Here is a 16875-nt window from a genome sequence, read left to right on the forward strand (position 1 = left end):
GAAGATAGAGTACGATGGATACACAAAACAATAACAACAGAAGTTCATTTTCGGGGAAGATAGGATATGTGCTGTCGGCGGCAGGAGCGTCGGTCGGTCTTGGAAATATATGGCGGTTTCCGTATCTGGCAGCAAAGTACGGAGGAGGAATCTTTCTTCTGATCTATATTCTGCTGGCACTCACATTTGGATATACGATGATTGTTGCTGAGTCTGCGATCGGTCGTATGACAAGAAAGAGTCCGGTCGGAGCGTTTCGGTCATTTGGTAAGAAGAAATGGTTGTCCTTTGGCGGCTGGATCAATGCGATCATACCGGTGCTGATCGTACCGTATTATTCGGTGATTGGTGGCTGGGTTATCAAATATCTGGTGGAATATGTCAAAGGAAATGGAAAGAATCTGGCAAAGGATGGATATTTTACAGACTTTATCTCGAATGGCGTTTCGACAGAGCTTTGTTTCATCGTATTTTGTCTGTTTACGCTGGGGATCATCTTTGCAGGTGTTCAGAATGGTATTGAGTGTGTATCAAAGATCATGATGCCGGTACTGATCGTGTTATCGATCCTTATTGCTGTATATTCAGTGACAAGACCGGGGGCATTAAAGGGCGTGAGGTATTTTCTTGTTCCGAATTTTGATAATTTCTCATGGATGACTGTGGTAGCGGCGATGGGGCAGATGTTTTATTCCCTGTCGATCGCAATGGGTATTCTGATCACATTTGGTTCTTATATGAAAAAGGATACGGCGATCGAGGATGCTACAAGGAATGTTGAGGTGTTTGATACGGCGATTGCAATCATGGCAGGACTTATGATCATTCCTGCGGTATTCGCATTTTCAGGCGGTAATCCTGACACCTTACAGGCAGGTCCTTCATTGATGTTTATAACGATCCCTAAGGTATTTCAGAATATGGGACTTGGAACAATAGTCGGTATTCTGTTTTTCCTGTTGGTTTTATTTGCAGCAGTAACCAGCTCAATCGCACTGACAGAGAGTGCAGTATCTACATTTGAGGATGAGATCGGTTGGAGCAGAAAGAAAGCAACTGTTTTTGTAGGTGTGATCATGCTGATCCTTGGAAGTCTGTCATCACTTGGATATGGACCGCTCGCTTGTGTAAAGATCATCGGTATGCAGTTCTTAGATCTGTTTGATTTTCTGACGAATTCGGTTATGATGCCGATCGCAGCACTTATGACCTGCTTACTGGTTTCAAGAGTTGTGGGAATCGATAAGATAGAAGAAGAGATTCGTCATGGCGAGGGTGCATTCCGCAGAAAGAAGATCTTTGTTGTGATGATCAAATACATATGCCCGGTCTTCGCCCTGATCATTCTTGCAAGCTCGGTTGCAAATGCACTTGGCTGGATCTCGATGTAGGATAAAAAGCAAAACTTCATTTAAAAATATAAATAAAATCTCCCCATTGTCTGTATTATGACCGCAGTTGTTGACTGTGGAAAATATATCGCAGTCAAAGGGAGATTTTTTGTTTTCAAGAATTTTGTATTGACATTTTATGTACACACCCATATAATTACCGATGGTAATTAACAAAGGTAATTATCAAATAAAAGTAAATTTATATCATTATTTGCAGGGAAAGAGCAGTTTTTATGAGAGATTTTTTCAACAAATTAAGATCAGAGGGGAGTATCAGAGCATGAATGCAGATAAGATCAAACGGATGTTAGATGCCTGTTATCTGGCAAAACGTATCCGGGAATTGCTTCCGGAGCTGCCAGAGGGTGTTACACCAGCATATATTCAGTACATGGATGTCATACATATCATTAAGGAGCAGCAGGAGCATGTAAAGATTTCCGATATCAGTGACTATCTGAAACTGCCAAGACCGGGCGTGACAAGGACGGTAAAAGAGATGGAAAGCAAAGGGTATCTCAGCAAATATGCTTCAGAGGAGGACGGCAGGATCACTTATATTCAGATCACAGAGAAAGGTGAATTGCTGTCAGATAAATATGATAAGAATTATTACAGTCGTTTAGTTCGATATATGGATGACATTTCAGATGATGAAGCGGACTGTATGATCGATACGATCAGTAAATTCTATAAGGTCATGAGTGAGAGGAGGGTTACCATTGAATAGTTCAAAGTCAGATTTTACACAGGGAAGTATACTTGGGAAGTTAATTCCGTTTATGATGCCGGTGCTTGGTGCACTTGTATTACAGGCGGCATATGGAGCAGTTGACCTTCTGGTGGTTGGACGATTTGGCAGTACCTCCGGTCTGTCTGCGGTATCGACCGGAAGTCAGGTTTTAAATCTGGTTACATTTGTGATCACACAGCTTGCTATGGGAATTACAGTATTGATCGCGAGATATATCGGTGAGAAGAAGCCGGAACAGATCGGAGCATTGATCGGTGGATCTGCCGTCGTATTTGCGGTGATCTCAGCCGTGCTGTTTGTTGTGATGATTGCCTTTTCGCGGCCAATCGCGATACTGATGCAGGCGCCGGAAAAGGCAGTAGGACTTACCGCAAGTTATGTCCGTATCTGTGGAGCAGGCATTTTCTTTATTGTTGCATATAACCTGTTGGCGGCGATATTTCGTGGACTCGGAGACAGTAAATCCCCATTGATCTTTGTGGCAGTTGCCTGTGTGGTAAATGTCATTGGGGATCTGATCCTGGTAGCAGGCTGTCATATGGATGCGACAGGAGCTGCGATCGCAACTGTAGCAGCACAGGCAGTGAGCGTGGTATTTGCGATCTGTCTGCTTATAAAGAAGCAGCTTTCATTTACGATCACGAAGGCAGATTTCAGATTGAATGAGCATTGTAGAAAAGCACTGAAAACAGGACTGCCACTGGCACTTCAGGAGTGCCTGACCCAGGGATCCTTTCTAGCATTATGTGCGTTCGTGAATCGTCTGGGACTGGAAGCATCATCGGGTTATGGTGTAGCCTGTAAGGTTGTAAATTTTGCCATGCTGATACCAAGCTCCCTGATGCAGTCGATGGCATCCTTTGTTTCGCAGAATGTGGGAGCCGGAAATGAGAAGCGGGCGAAGAAAGCAATGTATTCCGGAATTGGTGTTGGCCTCGTGATCGGATGTATCGTATTTATCTTTGTAATGTTTAAAGGAGATCTTCTGACAGGAATCTTTACAACTGATAGAATCGTTGTTCAGAAAGGATATGATTATCTGCGGGGCTTCGCATTGGAGACCATCGTAACAGCGGTGTTGTTTAGCATGATCGGATATTTCAATGGACATGACAAGACGCTGTGGGTTATGATACAGGGATTGATCCAGACCCTGCTTGTCCGCCTGCCGCTGGCCTATTATATGAGTATCCAGCCGGATGCCAGCCTGACGAAGATCGGACTTGCAGCACCGGTTGCAACGATATTTGGTATTGTGATCAATATCATCTTCTATATTCATATGAATAAGAAGATGAGAGACAAGTCGCTTTAAAGCTGCTAAAAGAAGTTATAGCTTCTCTATGCTTCAAATGCGTTTTTAAAATTCCGTTTCTGTTCACCGCGGTAAAAAAGAACGGAGACTGCAGTTCCGCAGCACCAGCCGACCGGCCAGGAGCACCAGATACCGACAGAACCGAACATCTTTGAAAAGATGATGGATAAGACCACTCGAAGGATCAGATCGGTAAAGGTGGAGATCATGAATTTGTTCATGATACCCGCTCCGCGCAGGATACCGTCTGCCATTAATTTGACGGATACGACGAAATAAAATGGTGCAAGGATACACAGGAAAATGATACCTGTCTTGATCGCAGTTGCAGTCGGGTTATCAAGAAAGAGCAGCAACAGCCATCTTCCGCAGGTGAAGTACAACAACGCAAACGGAATACATAACAGCCAGACCAGCTTTAAGGAAGCCTTGAAGCCGGAACGGATACGGTCGATCTTGCCTGCACCGATATTCTGGGCGGTATAGTTTGAGATACCGTTTCCCAGTGTGGTAAGAGAGGTGATGACCAGATTGTTCAGCTTGACAGCTGCAGAATATCCGGCGATAACGCTGGTTCCGAAGTCGTTGATAACACTCTGGATGATAATATTTCCGATGGATATAAAGCTCTGCTGTAGGGTGCTTGGGATAGCAACGACCAAGATCTGTTTTAAGATGCTGCCATCAAAGAACCGGAAACGGCCTTCTGTCTTGATACCGATAAGACGGCGAATCACAACAGCTACAGCCAGAACGGCACTGACACCCTGACAGAGGAAGGTTGCCCAGGCAACACCTGCGATTCCCATCTGAAAGGATTTTACAAATAAGATATCGACAAATATATTGGAAACGGATGATATTGCAAGGAAGATGAATGGAGTTCTGGAATCACCGAGAGCGGAGAAAATTCCGGTTGCAATGTTGTAAAAGAACATAAATGGAAGACCATAGATATAGATGTTCAGATACAGCAGGGAAGCATCCATGATATCGTCCGGAGTGTGGATCAGAGCAAGCAGTTCCCGGCTGGTGAGCAGACCGGCGATCACCATAACAGCCAGTAAAACAGCCGTAAAGATAAAAGTGGTCGATACAGCCGTCTTCATATTCCGATATTCTTTTGCTCCAAATAATCTGGATACGATAACCGAGCATCCCATATTGCATCCAAATGCAAATGCGATAAAGATCAATGTGATCTCGTAACTATTGCCAACAGCGGCAAGAGCACTTTCATTGATAAATTTTCCGGCAACCAGACTGTCGGCAATGTTATAGAGCTGCTGGAAGATCACACTTCCAAAGAGTGGCAGACAGAAACGCCACAGCACAGATTCCGGTTTCCCTACGGTCAGATCCTTGTTCATTTTTATTCGTCCTCATTTCTTTTTTTATGACATGATGAATTATAGAACGATAAAATAAAATGTCAAGAATGATTAAAGGTTCCCGTGGAGTAATTGGGATAAATCATCAGGTGTATCAATATCCCTTAGTTCGTTTATATCTGAAACAGAAAAGGTACGGATACGATCAGGATGATTATTTATTACCAGACTGCCGCCTTTTCTTAAAGGAAGATTCTGAAGTTCCTCAAAAAATTCAGCCGGAAAGATAACAGGAGAACCGACTATATCGCCATAACAGGTTCGCCAGATTGAGTTTCTGTCATTTTCCGCACAAAGAAGCAGCGAGATCATGGATTCTTTTTGAAGCAAAGGCTGGTCGGCGGGGAGAAAGACGCAGCGATCGATATGATCACCAATGGTTTCCAGACCGAGGCGAATCATATCGTTTCGATGCGGAAAGGTATGAAGCAGTACCGGAATATTTTGTTTTATACATAGGCTCTGAATTTCCTTGTGAATGGTTACCACGACAGATGTTGTAAACAGATTCTTAATAATGTTAAGAGAGAAATCGATCAATGGTTGTCCATTGAAATCAGCAAGCAGCTTATTTCCACCAAAGCGGGTACCCTGACCGGATGCCATGATGATACAGCCTGCATTTCCATATGGTTGATCGAGATCCACAAGGAAAACATCCTTATGGTTACGCAGTTCCTCCAGAAACGGAAGCTTTTGTTTTCGCACGACCATGAGAAGCTGTTTGTGCTTCATTAAGGTTCGTATAGCTTGCCGGTATTTGCAGGAATTACTTTCCAGAAAGCCGATTTCATCAATCGTGATCCATTCGGAAGTTGCATGCAGACAGGAATGTAAGAATGCGGTTCCTTTTTCATCAAAGCATTCGGGAATAGCAAGCATCTGATTTCTCTTATGGGTTGGATCCGGATGATAACGTCCAATCTGGATTATTTCTTTTGACCAGTTGTTTTTCAGGTAGACTCCTTTTTCCGGTACTACCCAGGAGGTAACACCGGGCATCGGGGAGGAAAAGAGAGATGCCAGAAGTGTTGTTTTTCCACTTCCGGATGCTCCTGTCAGAACCAGATGTTTTTTTCCACTAGTCTGAAAAGATCTCCATATAGAGTTTGCTGTTGGCCTCGTTACAGGCATTCCGGTAGGTTTCATATTTTTTCAGCCATTCCTTTCCCTCTGGAGTCAGAGTACTTCCACCACCGGATCTGCCGCCGGTGCTACGTTTTGTCAGAGAAAATCCTAGTTCTTTTTCTGCCTTATTGATCATACGGAGTGCCTTTGTATAGGCAAGTCCCATAGAGATTGATGCAGAACGGAGAGAGCCGGTTTCTTCGATCATATGAAGCAGTTGGCATGGTCCGGCTCCAAAAAATTTTTCGTTATTATCATTTACAAAGTAAATTTTTGTTATTGCTTTCAAGATGTTTCAGCCTCCTTCATCATAACAAGCCTGCTATTTCCAAGACGATCGTTAAGCTTTGACAGACTGATTGTACCATATATTTTGGAAAGAAGCTGTTCCATATCGGAAATTGATGTTTCGGATGGAATGATCGTACCGATCAATCTGCCGTCTGACAGGATCAGAAGTGAATCACAATAATTTAGCGCCAGAGCTGAATCATGTAGTGTGATCAGGGCAGAAGCATGATTTTGTTGGATATAATCCTGTAAAAGCTCCATTGCCTGATAACGTAGTCGAAAATCTAAGGCACTTTCCGGTTCATCCAAAAGAAGAAGTTTTCGTTTGCCTGCAAATGTACGTGCTAATATACATAACTGTTTCTGACCGGCACTCAGACTTTGAAAATTATCATACATCCGGTTGCCAAGACCAACATCGATAAGTGCCTGTATAGCTGTTTCTTTCATTTGCCGGGTTGGAGTCTGCAACAGTTTCAGTTCAGGGTTGAACCCCATCATAACTACATCAAAAAGCGTGAGATCTAAAGAGATACTGTTATTTTGTGGTATATATCCACAAAGCCTTGCCAGTTCCTTTGGGGAAACTGATTCTACGGTAATTGTATCAATTTGACAGTTCCCCGTATGGGGAAGCAGATTTGCCAGAGACTTGATCAAGGTGGTTTTTCCGCAACCGTTTGCCCCCAGTATACCAATAATCTGACCGGAGTCGACGGAAAAACTGATATTTTTGATAATGTTTGTTCCATTATATCCGGCAGACAGATTGTTTACAGTCAGTAATTTCATATCCGATCACTTCTCCTTATACATAGATAGATTAAGAATGGGACTCCTAAAAGACTTGTAAAGATACTTACAGGCAGTTCTGTGGATGCTATACTACGAGCAAATATATCTCCCATGGTTAGCAGACATCCACCGATCAGTCCGCTTAGCAGCATGGTGGATAGCCGGTTGTTTTTTAGTAATAAACGTGCTCCGTGTGGTGCCAGAAGAGATACGAAGCTGATCAGTCCGGTCATACTGATCACACCGGAAACAGCCAGTGTCGCAATCAACAAAACAATCAGACGAATCTGCTGTACATTTACACCGAGCATTTTTCCCTCATTATCATCTAAAGAGAGAAGGATGATCTGTCGATATAATAAGAATAGAATGACTGAACAGAAAAGACATAGGATAATATTTCCTTTTATGGAGTAGATGCTGATTCCATTTAGACTTCCCATGATCCAATATTCAATCGATGCCAGTTGTTTTTCCGGATCTGCGATTAATTTCAGACAAACCAGTGCCGTCTGTGCGAGACTGTGAACAGCGATTCCGGCAAGTACAATGCTGTGACCATCCCGGTCTGCGGTTAAGGAAGATAATACCAGTGCAAGGATAACAGAACAAACAGCCCCTGCAAAAGCAGAGACTGTGATCGCCATAGAACCGGATAAGAACAGAATTCCAAATGCTGCACCGGCACTGGCTCCCGAAGATACGCCAATGATATCAGGGGAGGCCAGAGGATTCCGAAAAACGGTCTGATAGACAAAACCTGCCATGCCAAGGACAAATCCTCCGATAGCACCGATAACAGCGCGGCTGGCGCGGAGCGTAAGAAATACTCGCCATTGCATGGAGTCTCCGGCTATCAGACCGGTCAGGGTGATCCTGTATTTTCCGATAAACAGGGAAGCTGCTGTCAGAAGAATCAGACCTACGCTTCCGGCAATAAGATATAAATTTACTTTATTTTTTGATTCCATAGAATGTTTCATAGAAAGAATTCATCTCTTTCGTATAAGTATCAGTTGAAACCTGATCAGGATGCAGGATTCCGGCAAGCCAGATGGAAGCCAGAATACTAGCAGGTACAGGACTATCCAGTGCTTCGATATCTCCCGGAATGGCATAAACGTGGTTATTTTTTACTGCTGTGCAGTCTTTCAGGTTCGGATCGCTTAATACATCGTCTACTGTATATTCTGCATCGGAAGCAAGAATAATATAATCAGGATTCCAGGAGAGAAGCTGTTCATAGCTAATCTCGGCCCAATAGGTATCAGAGATATCAGATGCTACATTTTTACCGCCTGCAAGTTCGATAATACCTGATTGGTACATAGCTGGACCGGCAGTTGACAGGAGAGAAGAATTACCTGCAAGGTAAATATTCGGAGTGTCGTCTGCGGTTGCAAGAGAAGTAGTAAGCATTTCTTTTTCCTGATTAATGAAGTCAAGCAGTTGGTCTGCTTTATCCTGGGTATTTGTAGCTGTGGCAATAAGACTGATCATATCGGATAACTGATCCGGACTTTCTGGATTTACCAGTAACACAGGAATACCAAGCTCTGTCAGACTCTTTGCGGCATCTTTTAGCTTTAACGGTAAAATCACAAGATCCGGTGAAAGAGAAGCACAGGTTTCCAGATCGAATTCCTTTGCTGTTCCGACATTTGGAAGTTCCAGAAGCTCCGGAGCAGCCAGTTTGTAGATTGGTCTTTTGTCTGCCTTTGCCTCAATGCCTACCGCCTTGTCCGATAATCCAAGTGCGATCAGAAGACTGGAAGGAATGTAATATCCGCTTACAATCTTAGTTGGCTCTTTTTCAATGGTAACGGTGCGGTCTGCCTGATCCGTAACTGTGATCGGATAAGAGGTTTCGTTTTCGGCAGCTTTTGTAGATGCATCATCTGAAGAAGCTTCTGATGATAATTCTGAGGTCGCTTCTGATGAGGCGGTTGTCCCCGTGCCTGCAGGCTTTGATGAAGGATTACAGCCTGCCAGAGATAAAAGCAGGGAACAGATTAATAATAAGGATAAGCATTTTTTTAGTGTGTTTTTCATAATAACTCCTTTTCGTTATACTTTAAATAATACAACGGTATTGTAGCAAAGCATCTTTTCAAAAACAAGTATTTTTACTATAATATATTATGATATAGTGCGGCTAAGGCAACATTTAAAGGAGCTTTTTATGGTAACAATTCAGAATTATATACGTGTTAAAAGTCTGGAAGAGGCTTATCAGTTAAATCAAAAAAAAGGCAGCTGTATAATCGGTGGAATGCTATGGACAAAGATGCAGAACCGGACGATATTGACAGCAATTGATCTGTGTGATCTGAAACTGGATCAGATCGAGGAGACGGAGAGTGAGATCATTATCGGTTCAATGGTATCTTTGCGACAGCTTGAATTGCATAGAGGCTTAAATAATTATACACAAAATTCTGTCAGAGATGCTGTAAAAGATATTGTCGGTGTACAGTTTCGTAATTTGGCAACGGTAGGTGGAAGTATCTGGGGACGTTTTGGTTTCTCTGATGTGCTGACGGTATTTCTTGCCATGGATACATATGTGGAATTATATCAGGGTGGGAGAATACCACTTAGAGAATTTGCGAGGCAGAAGCCGGATCAGGATATTCTGGTTCGCCTGATCATAAAGAAGACATCCGGGTGCTTCTCTTATGCATCGGTAAGAAATCAAAGTACTGATTTTCCGGTGATCGCATGTGCGGCTTCTGTTGTAGGTGGAGAATATCGTTTATCAGTGGGAGCAAGACCGGGACGAGCGATGCTTCTTCTGGATGAAGAAGGGCTTCTGTCAGAGGGACTGACAGAAGACTCTATAGAGGCCTTTGCTATGTGGGCAGAGAAACATATTTCGACAGGAAGTAATCATCGAGCCGGAGCAAAGTATCGTTCCAGATTGGTTCGTGTATTAAGTCAGAGATTATTAAATAAATTGAGAGAGGAGCAGAAATGGAGATAACAGTAATTGTAAATGGAAAAAAACTGGTGGATTTTATTGAACCGGATCTGCTTCTGATCGATTTTCTGAGAAAGCATGGATGCTACAGTGTAAAGCGAGGCTGTGAAACTGCAAATTGCGGATTGTGTACAGTCTTTTTGGACAGCATTCCTGTGCTTTCCTGCTCAGTGCTGGCAGCAAGGGCAGATGGTCATGAGGTACAGACATTAGAGGGACTTCAGGAGGAAGCTTCTGAATTTGTCGGATTTATTGCAGATCAGGGAGCTGATCAGTGCGGATTTTGCAATCCCGGATTTGTCATGAACACGATTGCATTATTGCGAGAGAATCCGGATCCTACAGATGATGAGATCCGTGCTTATCTGGCAGGAAATCTTTGCAGATGTTCCGGATATGAAGGTCAGTTGCGGGGAATTCGAAATTATCTGGAACATAAGAGATCAAAGGAGGGCATTCATGGAAGAAAAGAAGTATAATTCAGTCAATCATTCGGTTCGTAAAAAAGATGCAATGCAGCTCCTTTTGGGAAAACCGGTTTATGTTGATGATATTACATCATCAGATGCTTTGACGGTAAAGCTTTTAAGAAGCCCATATGCCAATGCTATTGTAGAAGATATCAACGTAGCAATAGCAAAAAAAGTTCCGGGAGTTGTAGATGTTTATACATGGAAGGATGTTCCAAAGCAGAGGTTTGCGATTGCAGGACAGACATATCCGGAACCATCTCCCTATGATCGGCTGATCATAGACCGGCATGTACGTTTTGTAGGGGATGTTGTTGCTATTATTGCGGCTACGGATGAGAAAGCTGCTTTAAAAGCAATGAAGCTGATAAAAGTGAAATATGATATCCTCGAACCGGTTCTTGATTTTCATCAGGCAAAGGATAGTGCTGTCCTTGTACACCCGGAGGAGGACTGGTTTCCACCTATGGAAGTTGGAGGAGATCCCGGACGAAATCTGGTTGCAAGTGAAAAAAACGGAGATGGTGATGTGGATGCTGTAATAGCGGATTGTGATGAGGTGTTCGAACACACATATCATATGCGGGCGTTTAACCAGGCAATGATGGAAACCTTCCGCACATATACCTGTTTTGACCGATATGGAAGGCTTCATGTGATCTCATCTACACAGATTGTATTTCATGTGCGTCGTATCCTTTCCAGAGCACTGGGCATTCCAAAGAGCAGGATACGTGTTGAGAAACCAAGAATCGGTGGGGGTTTTGGAGCAAAACAGACAGCAGTCAGTGAAGTATATCCGGCGTTTGTCACACTGAAGACCGGACAACCCGCCAAACTTATATTTACAAGAGAAGAGAGTCAGATTGCCGGTTCTCCGCGGCATGAGATGGAAGTCCGTGTACGCCTGGGAGCAGACCGGGATGGACATATCCGCGGACTGGATCTGTATACACTTTCAAATACAGGAGCATATGGAGAACACGGACCTACAACAGTTGGTCTGAGCGGACATAAATCGATTCCCCTTTATACAGGTGGACTTGAAGCATATCGGTTTAATTATGATGTAGTATATACCAATACGATGGCAGCCGGTGCTTACCGGGGATATGGTGCGACACAGGGTATATTTGCACTGGAAAGTGCTGTAAATGAACTTGCAGAAAGACTTGGAATTGATCCGACGGTAATCCGTGAAAACAACATGATCCGTGAAGGAATGAAGATGCCGGCATATTATGGAGAGACAGCAAATGCCTGCGCACTTGATAAATGTATGGCAAAATGCAAAGAACTCTTTCATTGGGACGAGAAATATCCTGTTCGTGAGATAGGAGATGGAAAGGTCAGAACAGCCGGAGTAGCTATGGCGATGCAAGGTTCCTGTATCTCCAATCTGGATGTCGGATCGGCAACGGTAAAGCTGGCCGATGACGGAACATTTAATCTGATCATCGGTGCTGCAGATATGGGAACCGGATGTGACACGATCCTGGCTCAGATGGTGGCAGAATGTATGGATTGTTCCGTGGATGATGTAGCTGTATTTGGGGCAGATACAGATGCATCACCATATGATTCCGGTTCGTATGCATCATCTACAACATATGTTACGGGTAAGGCCGTAGAACTTGCCTGTGAGAAACTGAAAAAAAAGCTTTGTGCGATAGCAGCCGGTATGCTTTCCTGCAGTCCGGAGGAAATGATCTTTGAAAATGGAAGGGCATGTCGGGTCAATACAGATCAAAGTGTGTCACTTGCCGAGATTAGTGTAAAAGACCAGATTGCAAATGATATCGCAGCAGTAGCAACGGTTTCCCATTCTTCACCTGTATCGCCTCCGCCTTATATGGTCGGCATGGTTGAGATTGAGTTAGACCGATATACAGGAGAGGTAAAAATTTTGGATTATGTAGCTGTTGTTGATTGTGGAATTCCTATCAACCCGGCATTGGCACGCATTCAGGCAGAAGGCGGCATCGTACAGGGAATCGGGCATACACTGTTTGAGAATGTCACCTACAATGAAAGAGGAGGTCCGATTGAATCCAGTTTCATGCAGTATAAGATTCCAACCCGCCTTGATATGGGACATCTTCAGGTAGAATTTGAACACAGTTATGAACCGACAGGCCCATTTGGAGCCAAGTCTATAGGAGAGATAGTGATCAATACACCTGCACCTGCAATTGCACATGCAATCTATCGTGCAACAGGCGTATGGCACAGAGAACTTCCGATCACTCCGGAAAAGATATTGATGTCCATGTTGGATGAAAAAGAATAAAGATGAGGAGAATTCACAAATGAAAAAAATATTTAAGCTGTCTGAGACAGCATTTCAGATGGATGGAAAGATGCCACTTTCGCAGGCGATTCCGTTAGGATTACAGCATGTTTTGGCAATGTTTGTAGGAAACCTGACCCCACTTCTGATCATCACAGGAGCATGTGGTCTGGCAGGCGGTGAGTTCGCAGATCTACAGCTTTCTTTGCTTCAGAATGCGATGCTGATCGCAGGAATTGTGACATTGGTACAGTTGTTCGGAATTGGTCCGGTAGGAGGCCGGGTACCGATCATAATGGGAACATCTTCCGGATTTATAGGTGTCTTTAACAGTGTAGCAGCAACCATGGGTGGTGGTATACTGGCATATGGTGCGATCATGGGAGCATCTATTATAGGTGGTCTTTTTGAAACAGTGCTTGGCTTTTTCTTAAAGCCCCTTCGTAAGTTCTTTCCATCGGTTGTAACCGGTACCGTGGTAATGTCGATCGGATTAAGCCTGATTTCGGTAGGTATCAATTCTTTTGGTGGAGGAAATAAAGCAGAAGATTTTGGCTCCATTGAGAATCTGTTACTTGCGTTGTTTGTACTTATTGCGATCTTGTTTTTCAAACATGCGACAAAAGGCTTTTTGAGTTCTTCATCTATTTTATTTGGCATTATTTTCGGATACATTGCAGCAATGATCATGGGCTTTGTTTTGCCGAAAACCGGAGTGACGGCAGATGGTGTAGAATATACAAAGGCATGGGTGCTAAACTGGGATAAAGTTGCGGAAGCCTCCTGGTTTGCGGTTCCAAAGCTTTTGCCTGTAAAACCCGTTTTCGATCTGCGTGCGATTCTTCCGGTTCTTATTATGTTCATTGTAACTGCAGTTGAGACGGTTGGAGATATATCAGGTGTTATGGAAGGCGGATTGGACAGAGAAGCAACAGATAAAGAACTTGCAGGCGGTGTTATGTGTGACGGACTGGGTTCTTCATTTGCAGCAATATTTGGTGTCCTGCCAAACACATCATTCAGTCAGAATGTTGGATTGGTAGCCATGACAAAGGTTGTAAACCGGTTTGCTCTTGCAACCGGAGCCATTTTCCTTGTCCTTTGCGGCTTGTGTCCAAAGCTTGCTGCGTTGGTATCAATCATGCCACAGTCTGTACTTGGTGGCGCAGCAGTCATGATGTTTTCGTCAATTGTAATCAGTGGTATTCAGTTGATCACGAAGAATCCGTTGAATGCCAGAAATCTTTCCATTGTATCAGTAGCACTGGGCGTTGGATATGGAATGGGAGCTAATCCCGGAATTCTGGTACATACACCGGAGGTGGTACAGTTGGTGTTTGGCGGATCTGGAATTGTACCGGCAGCAATGGTAGCAATTCTTTTAAATATCATTTTGCCGAAAGAGGAAAAATAAATACTATTTATACAGCATATGAAACAACTGCAGATATTCCTGTTCGACATCCTCAAACGAACGGACCTCATAAGAAAGGTTGATGTGAAGCTCAGGCTCCGGTCTGTCCGAGGGCTCATTTAGCAGAGTGAGAAGATCGAAATAGAGCATGTCGTCGTCGATACATTTGATCCTGCGTTCTTCTTCCTCTGTCAGAGGAGACCCCAGATATTTTGTATAGATCACATCTAACAGATTTTGTTCCAGTTTCTTGTATGCGGGAAGATGTTTTTTAAAAGGTCTTGGAACATCTGACAGGTAGGCTTCGCTTGCATCGTGAAGCAGACAGGCAAGCACCAGTCGGCCGGAATACCCACGGGCAGCCGCTTCCTTTGCACAGTTGATACAATGACTGCCGACGGAAAAGAAGGTCTTTACATGACCATTTCCACGACAAATTAGTGATAATGCGTGTGCGATGTCCTCGATATGAAGATGTTCTGCCTCCGGCAGAGTTGGATCAAAATGATCCCCGGTATAAGTTGTAATATAATCAGCCATATAAAAATCATCCTGTCGAAAATAGTTATTTCTCACTGATTATATAACAAAAGCAGATAAAATCAACTTATTTATGTGTGGAAAGAAAGCGTTAAAAGATAATCGGAGATAATTAAGAAGAGAATTGATAGTAAAATATTACAAATCATTCTCATTATATAAAAATATTTTTTGGAGCAAAGTTAATATAGATAAAAATTATGGCTCTGTTATAGATTCACTATTATGAAGCAAGCCTGCCCGAATGTCGGTACTTAGTGAACTGCTGTAAGCAGTGAGCTTAGAACCGCTACATGAGGGTAGAGCGAGAGCGACTTGCGTAATAATATGTGAACTATAACAGAGCCGTAATTTTGGAAATGTAAGTTATTTCAAAATATACATAAGAAAAAGGAAACCGATATACTATTATAAAGCAAGCCTTTTTCAACGCCGGTACTTAGTGAGTCGCCTTATAGGCGAGAAACTTAGCACCGTTGCGTTGAAATAGAGTGCAAACGACTTGCGTAATAATATGTATATCGGTTTCCTTTTTCGTAGGGATTCCTACGCCTTCTTGCCGGCTGCTTCAAACTCCCGGACGATTTCTTCATCAGGAGCTTTTGTAAGCAGGCTGACCACAATAATGAAGATCAGGGATACGATAAATGCAGGAAGCAGTTCGTAGATATCAAGAATTCCGCCAAGTGGACGAACCAGGTACTTCCAGATAAACACGGTAGCACCACCGGATATGATACCGGCGATCGCACCTGCAAGATTACAACGTTTCCAGAATAAAGAACAAAGCACAACAGCACCAAATGCACCGCCGAAGCCTGCCCATGCGAAGGAAACGATCTTGAATACACTGGAGTCAGGATTTCTTGCAAGGAAGATACTTACGATCGCAATACCAACAATTGTTAAACGTGCGATCAGAAGATTTGTCTTCTCGGAAATCTTGATCTTTAAGAAATCATGTACGATATTCTGTGAAACACCGGATGCAGCAGCAAGCATCTGACTGTCTGCGGTAGACATCGTAGCGGCAAGGATACCGGCAAGGATGATACCTGCGATAAGAGCAGTTAATGCATTATGCTGGCTGATGATACCTGCGATACGAACGATAATAGTTTCACTGTTTGAACCGGTCAGAGTGTCGAGTGCACCGGCTTTGGTCATACCAAGACCGACAATACCGATCAGAACACCTGCGGTCATAGCGATCACTACCCATACAGAGGCAATACGGCGGGAAAGTACCAGTTTTTTCTCATCCTCGATTGCCATGAAACGGACAAGAATATGAGGCATACCAAAGTAACCGAGTCCCCATGCAGCAGTTGAGAAAATTGTCAAAAAGTTATATTTGACTTCAGAACCGGAGGCAACATCAAAGGTAGATGTCAGAGACAGATAACCCGGAAGGGCGGCTGCGTTGTCCATAACGGCTGTCCAACCACCTGCTCTTGAGATTCCATAGATCAGAACGATCGCAAGTGCACCGGTCATAACGATACTCTGAACAAGGTCTGTAACACATACGGCATTGAATCCACCGGTGATAGTGTAACCAACAATCAACAGGGCGGACAACATCATGGCAACCTGATAATTGATACCGAATAAGCTGTTGAACAGCTTACCACAGGCAGCAAAACCGGATGCTGTGTAAGGGATGAAGAAGATAATGATAACGAGAGCGGAAAGTGCTGTGATAACATTATTCTTATCATGGAATCGTTTTGCAAAGAAATCAGGCACAGTGATCGCGCCGATATTATTTGAATAACGTCTGAGTTTTCTGGACACGAAGAACCAGTTCAACCATGTACCAACGGCAAGACCGATGGCAGTCCATGCGGCATCGCAGATACCGGACAGATATGCAACGCCCGGAAGTCCCATCAGGAGCCAGCTTGACATATCACTTGCTTCAGCACTCATGGCTGTTACGAGAGGTCCCATCTTACGGCCGCCAAGATAGAAATCTTCTGTACTGTTGTTACGCTTGCTGTAAACAAAGCCGATCACAAGCATGATCGCCAGGTAGACAACGATTGCAAGCATGATGAAAAAGTTAGTTGTCATAAACATTTAAATATCCTCCAATTTTTTATTGCGTATG

Annotated in this window: 15 protein-coding genes; 7 read left to right on the top strand and 8 right to left on the bottom strand. The window is 43.5% G+C overall.

All coding sequences use genetic code 11. The features are described 5' to 3' along the window. Positions 1-14: 14 nt before the first annotated feature. The 3 genes from DWY07_RS12610 (at position 15) to DWY07_RS12620 (ending at position 3463) form a co-directional block, all read left to right on the top strand. A complete protein-coding gene (locus DWY07_RS12610) occupies positions 15-1391 on the top strand; it encodes a sodium-dependent transporter (RefSeq protein ID WP_117823492.1) in 1377 nt (458 codons plus the stop codon). A 283-nt stretch (positions 1392-1674) separates the two neighbouring features. Beyond that, positions 1675-2124 (top strand): MarR family transcriptional regulator, encoded by a 450-nt coding sequence (locus DWY07_RS12615; protein WP_021944748.1) that lies wholly within the window; start codon positions 1675-1677, stop codon positions 2122-2124. Further along, complete coding sequence (locus DWY07_RS12620; RefSeq protein WP_117823494.1) at positions 2117-3463, top strand: MATE family efflux transporter; 1347 nt, start codon at positions 2117-2119, stop codon at positions 3461-3463. The genes DWY07_RS12615 and DWY07_RS12620 overlap by 8 nt, the downstream gene beginning before the upstream one ends. A 26-nt stretch (positions 3464-3489) precedes the next feature. Here the strand turns inward: DWY07_RS12620 and DWY07_RS12625 are convergent, their stop codons facing one another. The 6 genes from DWY07_RS12625 to DWY07_RS12650 all read right to left on the bottom strand — a co-directional run bounded on the left by DWY07_RS12625 (position 3490) and on the right by DWY07_RS12650 (position 9120). Continuing rightward, the gene (locus DWY07_RS12625; protein ID WP_117808420.1) at positions 3490-4833 is read right to left on the bottom strand and encodes an MATE family efflux transporter; all 1344 of its coding nucleotides are present in this window, start codon (positions 4831-4833) and stop codon (positions 3490-3492) included. 72 nt (positions 4834-4905) lie between these two features. Further along, the gene (locus tag DWY07_RS12630) at positions 4906-6003 is read right to left on the bottom strand and encodes an NTP transferase domain-containing protein (RefSeq protein ID WP_242996136.1); all 1098 of its coding nucleotides are present in this window, start codon (positions 6001-6003) and stop codon (positions 4906-4908) included. Beyond that, positions 5936-6271, bottom strand: a complete 336-nt coding sequence (locus DWY07_RS12635) for a LysR family transcriptional regulator (protein WP_008401492.1) — start codon at positions 6269-6271, stop codon at positions 5936-5938. Before DWY07_RS12635 ends, DWY07_RS12630 begins: the two co-directional genes overlap by 68 nt. After that, positions 6268-7065 carry an ABC transporter ATP-binding protein gene (locus DWY07_RS12640; RefSeq protein WP_117808418.1) on the bottom strand — a complete coding sequence of 266 codons (798 nt, stop codon included), beginning with the start codon at positions 7063-7065 and terminating at the stop codon, positions 6268-6270. The genes DWY07_RS12635 and DWY07_RS12640 overlap by 4 nt, the downstream gene beginning before the upstream one ends. Continuing rightward, positions 7062-8039, bottom strand: a complete 978-nt coding sequence (locus DWY07_RS12645) for an iron ABC transporter permease (protein ID WP_117808491.1) — start codon at positions 8037-8039, stop codon at positions 7062-7064. Before DWY07_RS12645 ends, DWY07_RS12640 begins: the two co-directional genes overlap by 4 nt. Next, complete coding sequence (locus DWY07_RS12650) at positions 8023-9120, bottom strand: ABC transporter substrate-binding protein (protein ID WP_117823496.1); 1098 nt, start codon at positions 9118-9120, stop codon at positions 8023-8025. The genes DWY07_RS12645 and DWY07_RS12650 overlap by 17 nt, the downstream gene beginning before the upstream one ends. Positions 9121-9250: 130 nt before the next feature. Here DWY07_RS12650 and DWY07_RS12655 point away from each other — a divergent pair, with 130 nt between their 5' ends. From DWY07_RS12655 to DWY07_RS12670, 4 genes are read left to right on the top strand one after another with little or no spacing between them, the layout of a single operon-like run. After that, on the top strand, positions 9251-10051 hold the full coding sequence (locus tag DWY07_RS12655) for an FAD binding domain-containing protein (protein ID WP_117823498.1): 801 nt from the start codon (positions 9251-9253) through the stop codon (positions 10049-10051). Further along, positions 10042-10527, top strand: a complete 486-nt coding sequence (locus DWY07_RS12660; RefSeq protein ID WP_117823500.1) for a 2Fe-2S iron-sulfur cluster-binding protein — start codon at positions 10042-10044, stop codon at positions 10525-10527. Before DWY07_RS12655 ends, DWY07_RS12660 begins: the two co-directional genes overlap by 10 nt. Next, complete coding sequence (locus DWY07_RS12665; protein WP_117823502.1) at positions 10508-12808, top strand: molybdopterin cofactor-binding domain-containing protein; 2301 nt, start codon at positions 10508-10510, stop codon at positions 12806-12808. Before DWY07_RS12660 ends, DWY07_RS12665 begins: the two co-directional genes overlap by 20 nt. Before the next feature lie 19 nt (positions 12809-12827). Next, positions 12828-14222: a nucleobase:cation symporter-2 family protein gene (locus tag DWY07_RS12670; RefSeq protein ID WP_021944738.1), complete on the top strand. Its 1395-nt coding sequence runs from the start codon at positions 12828-12830 to the stop codon at positions 14220-14222. 3 nt (positions 14223-14225) lie between these two features. Here the strand turns inward: DWY07_RS12670 and DWY07_RS12675 are convergent, their stop codons facing one another. Further along, positions 14226-14762, bottom strand: coding sequence for a hypothetical protein (locus DWY07_RS12675; protein WP_117823504.1), 537 nt, complete (start codon positions 14760-14762; stop codon positions 14226-14228). Between the two features lie 546 nt (positions 14763-15308). Then, positions 15309-16844, bottom strand: a complete 1536-nt coding sequence (locus tag DWY07_RS12680; protein ID WP_117823506.1) for a sodium/proline symporter — start codon at positions 16842-16844, stop codon at positions 15309-15311. Positions 16845-16875: the final 31 nt, after the last annotated feature.

It is taken from the genome of Clostridium sp. AF23-6LB (genome assembly GCF_003461085.1).
Classification (GTDB): domain Bacteria; phylum Bacillota; class Clostridia; order Lachnospirales; family Lachnospiraceae; genus Coprococcus; species Coprococcus ammoniilyticus.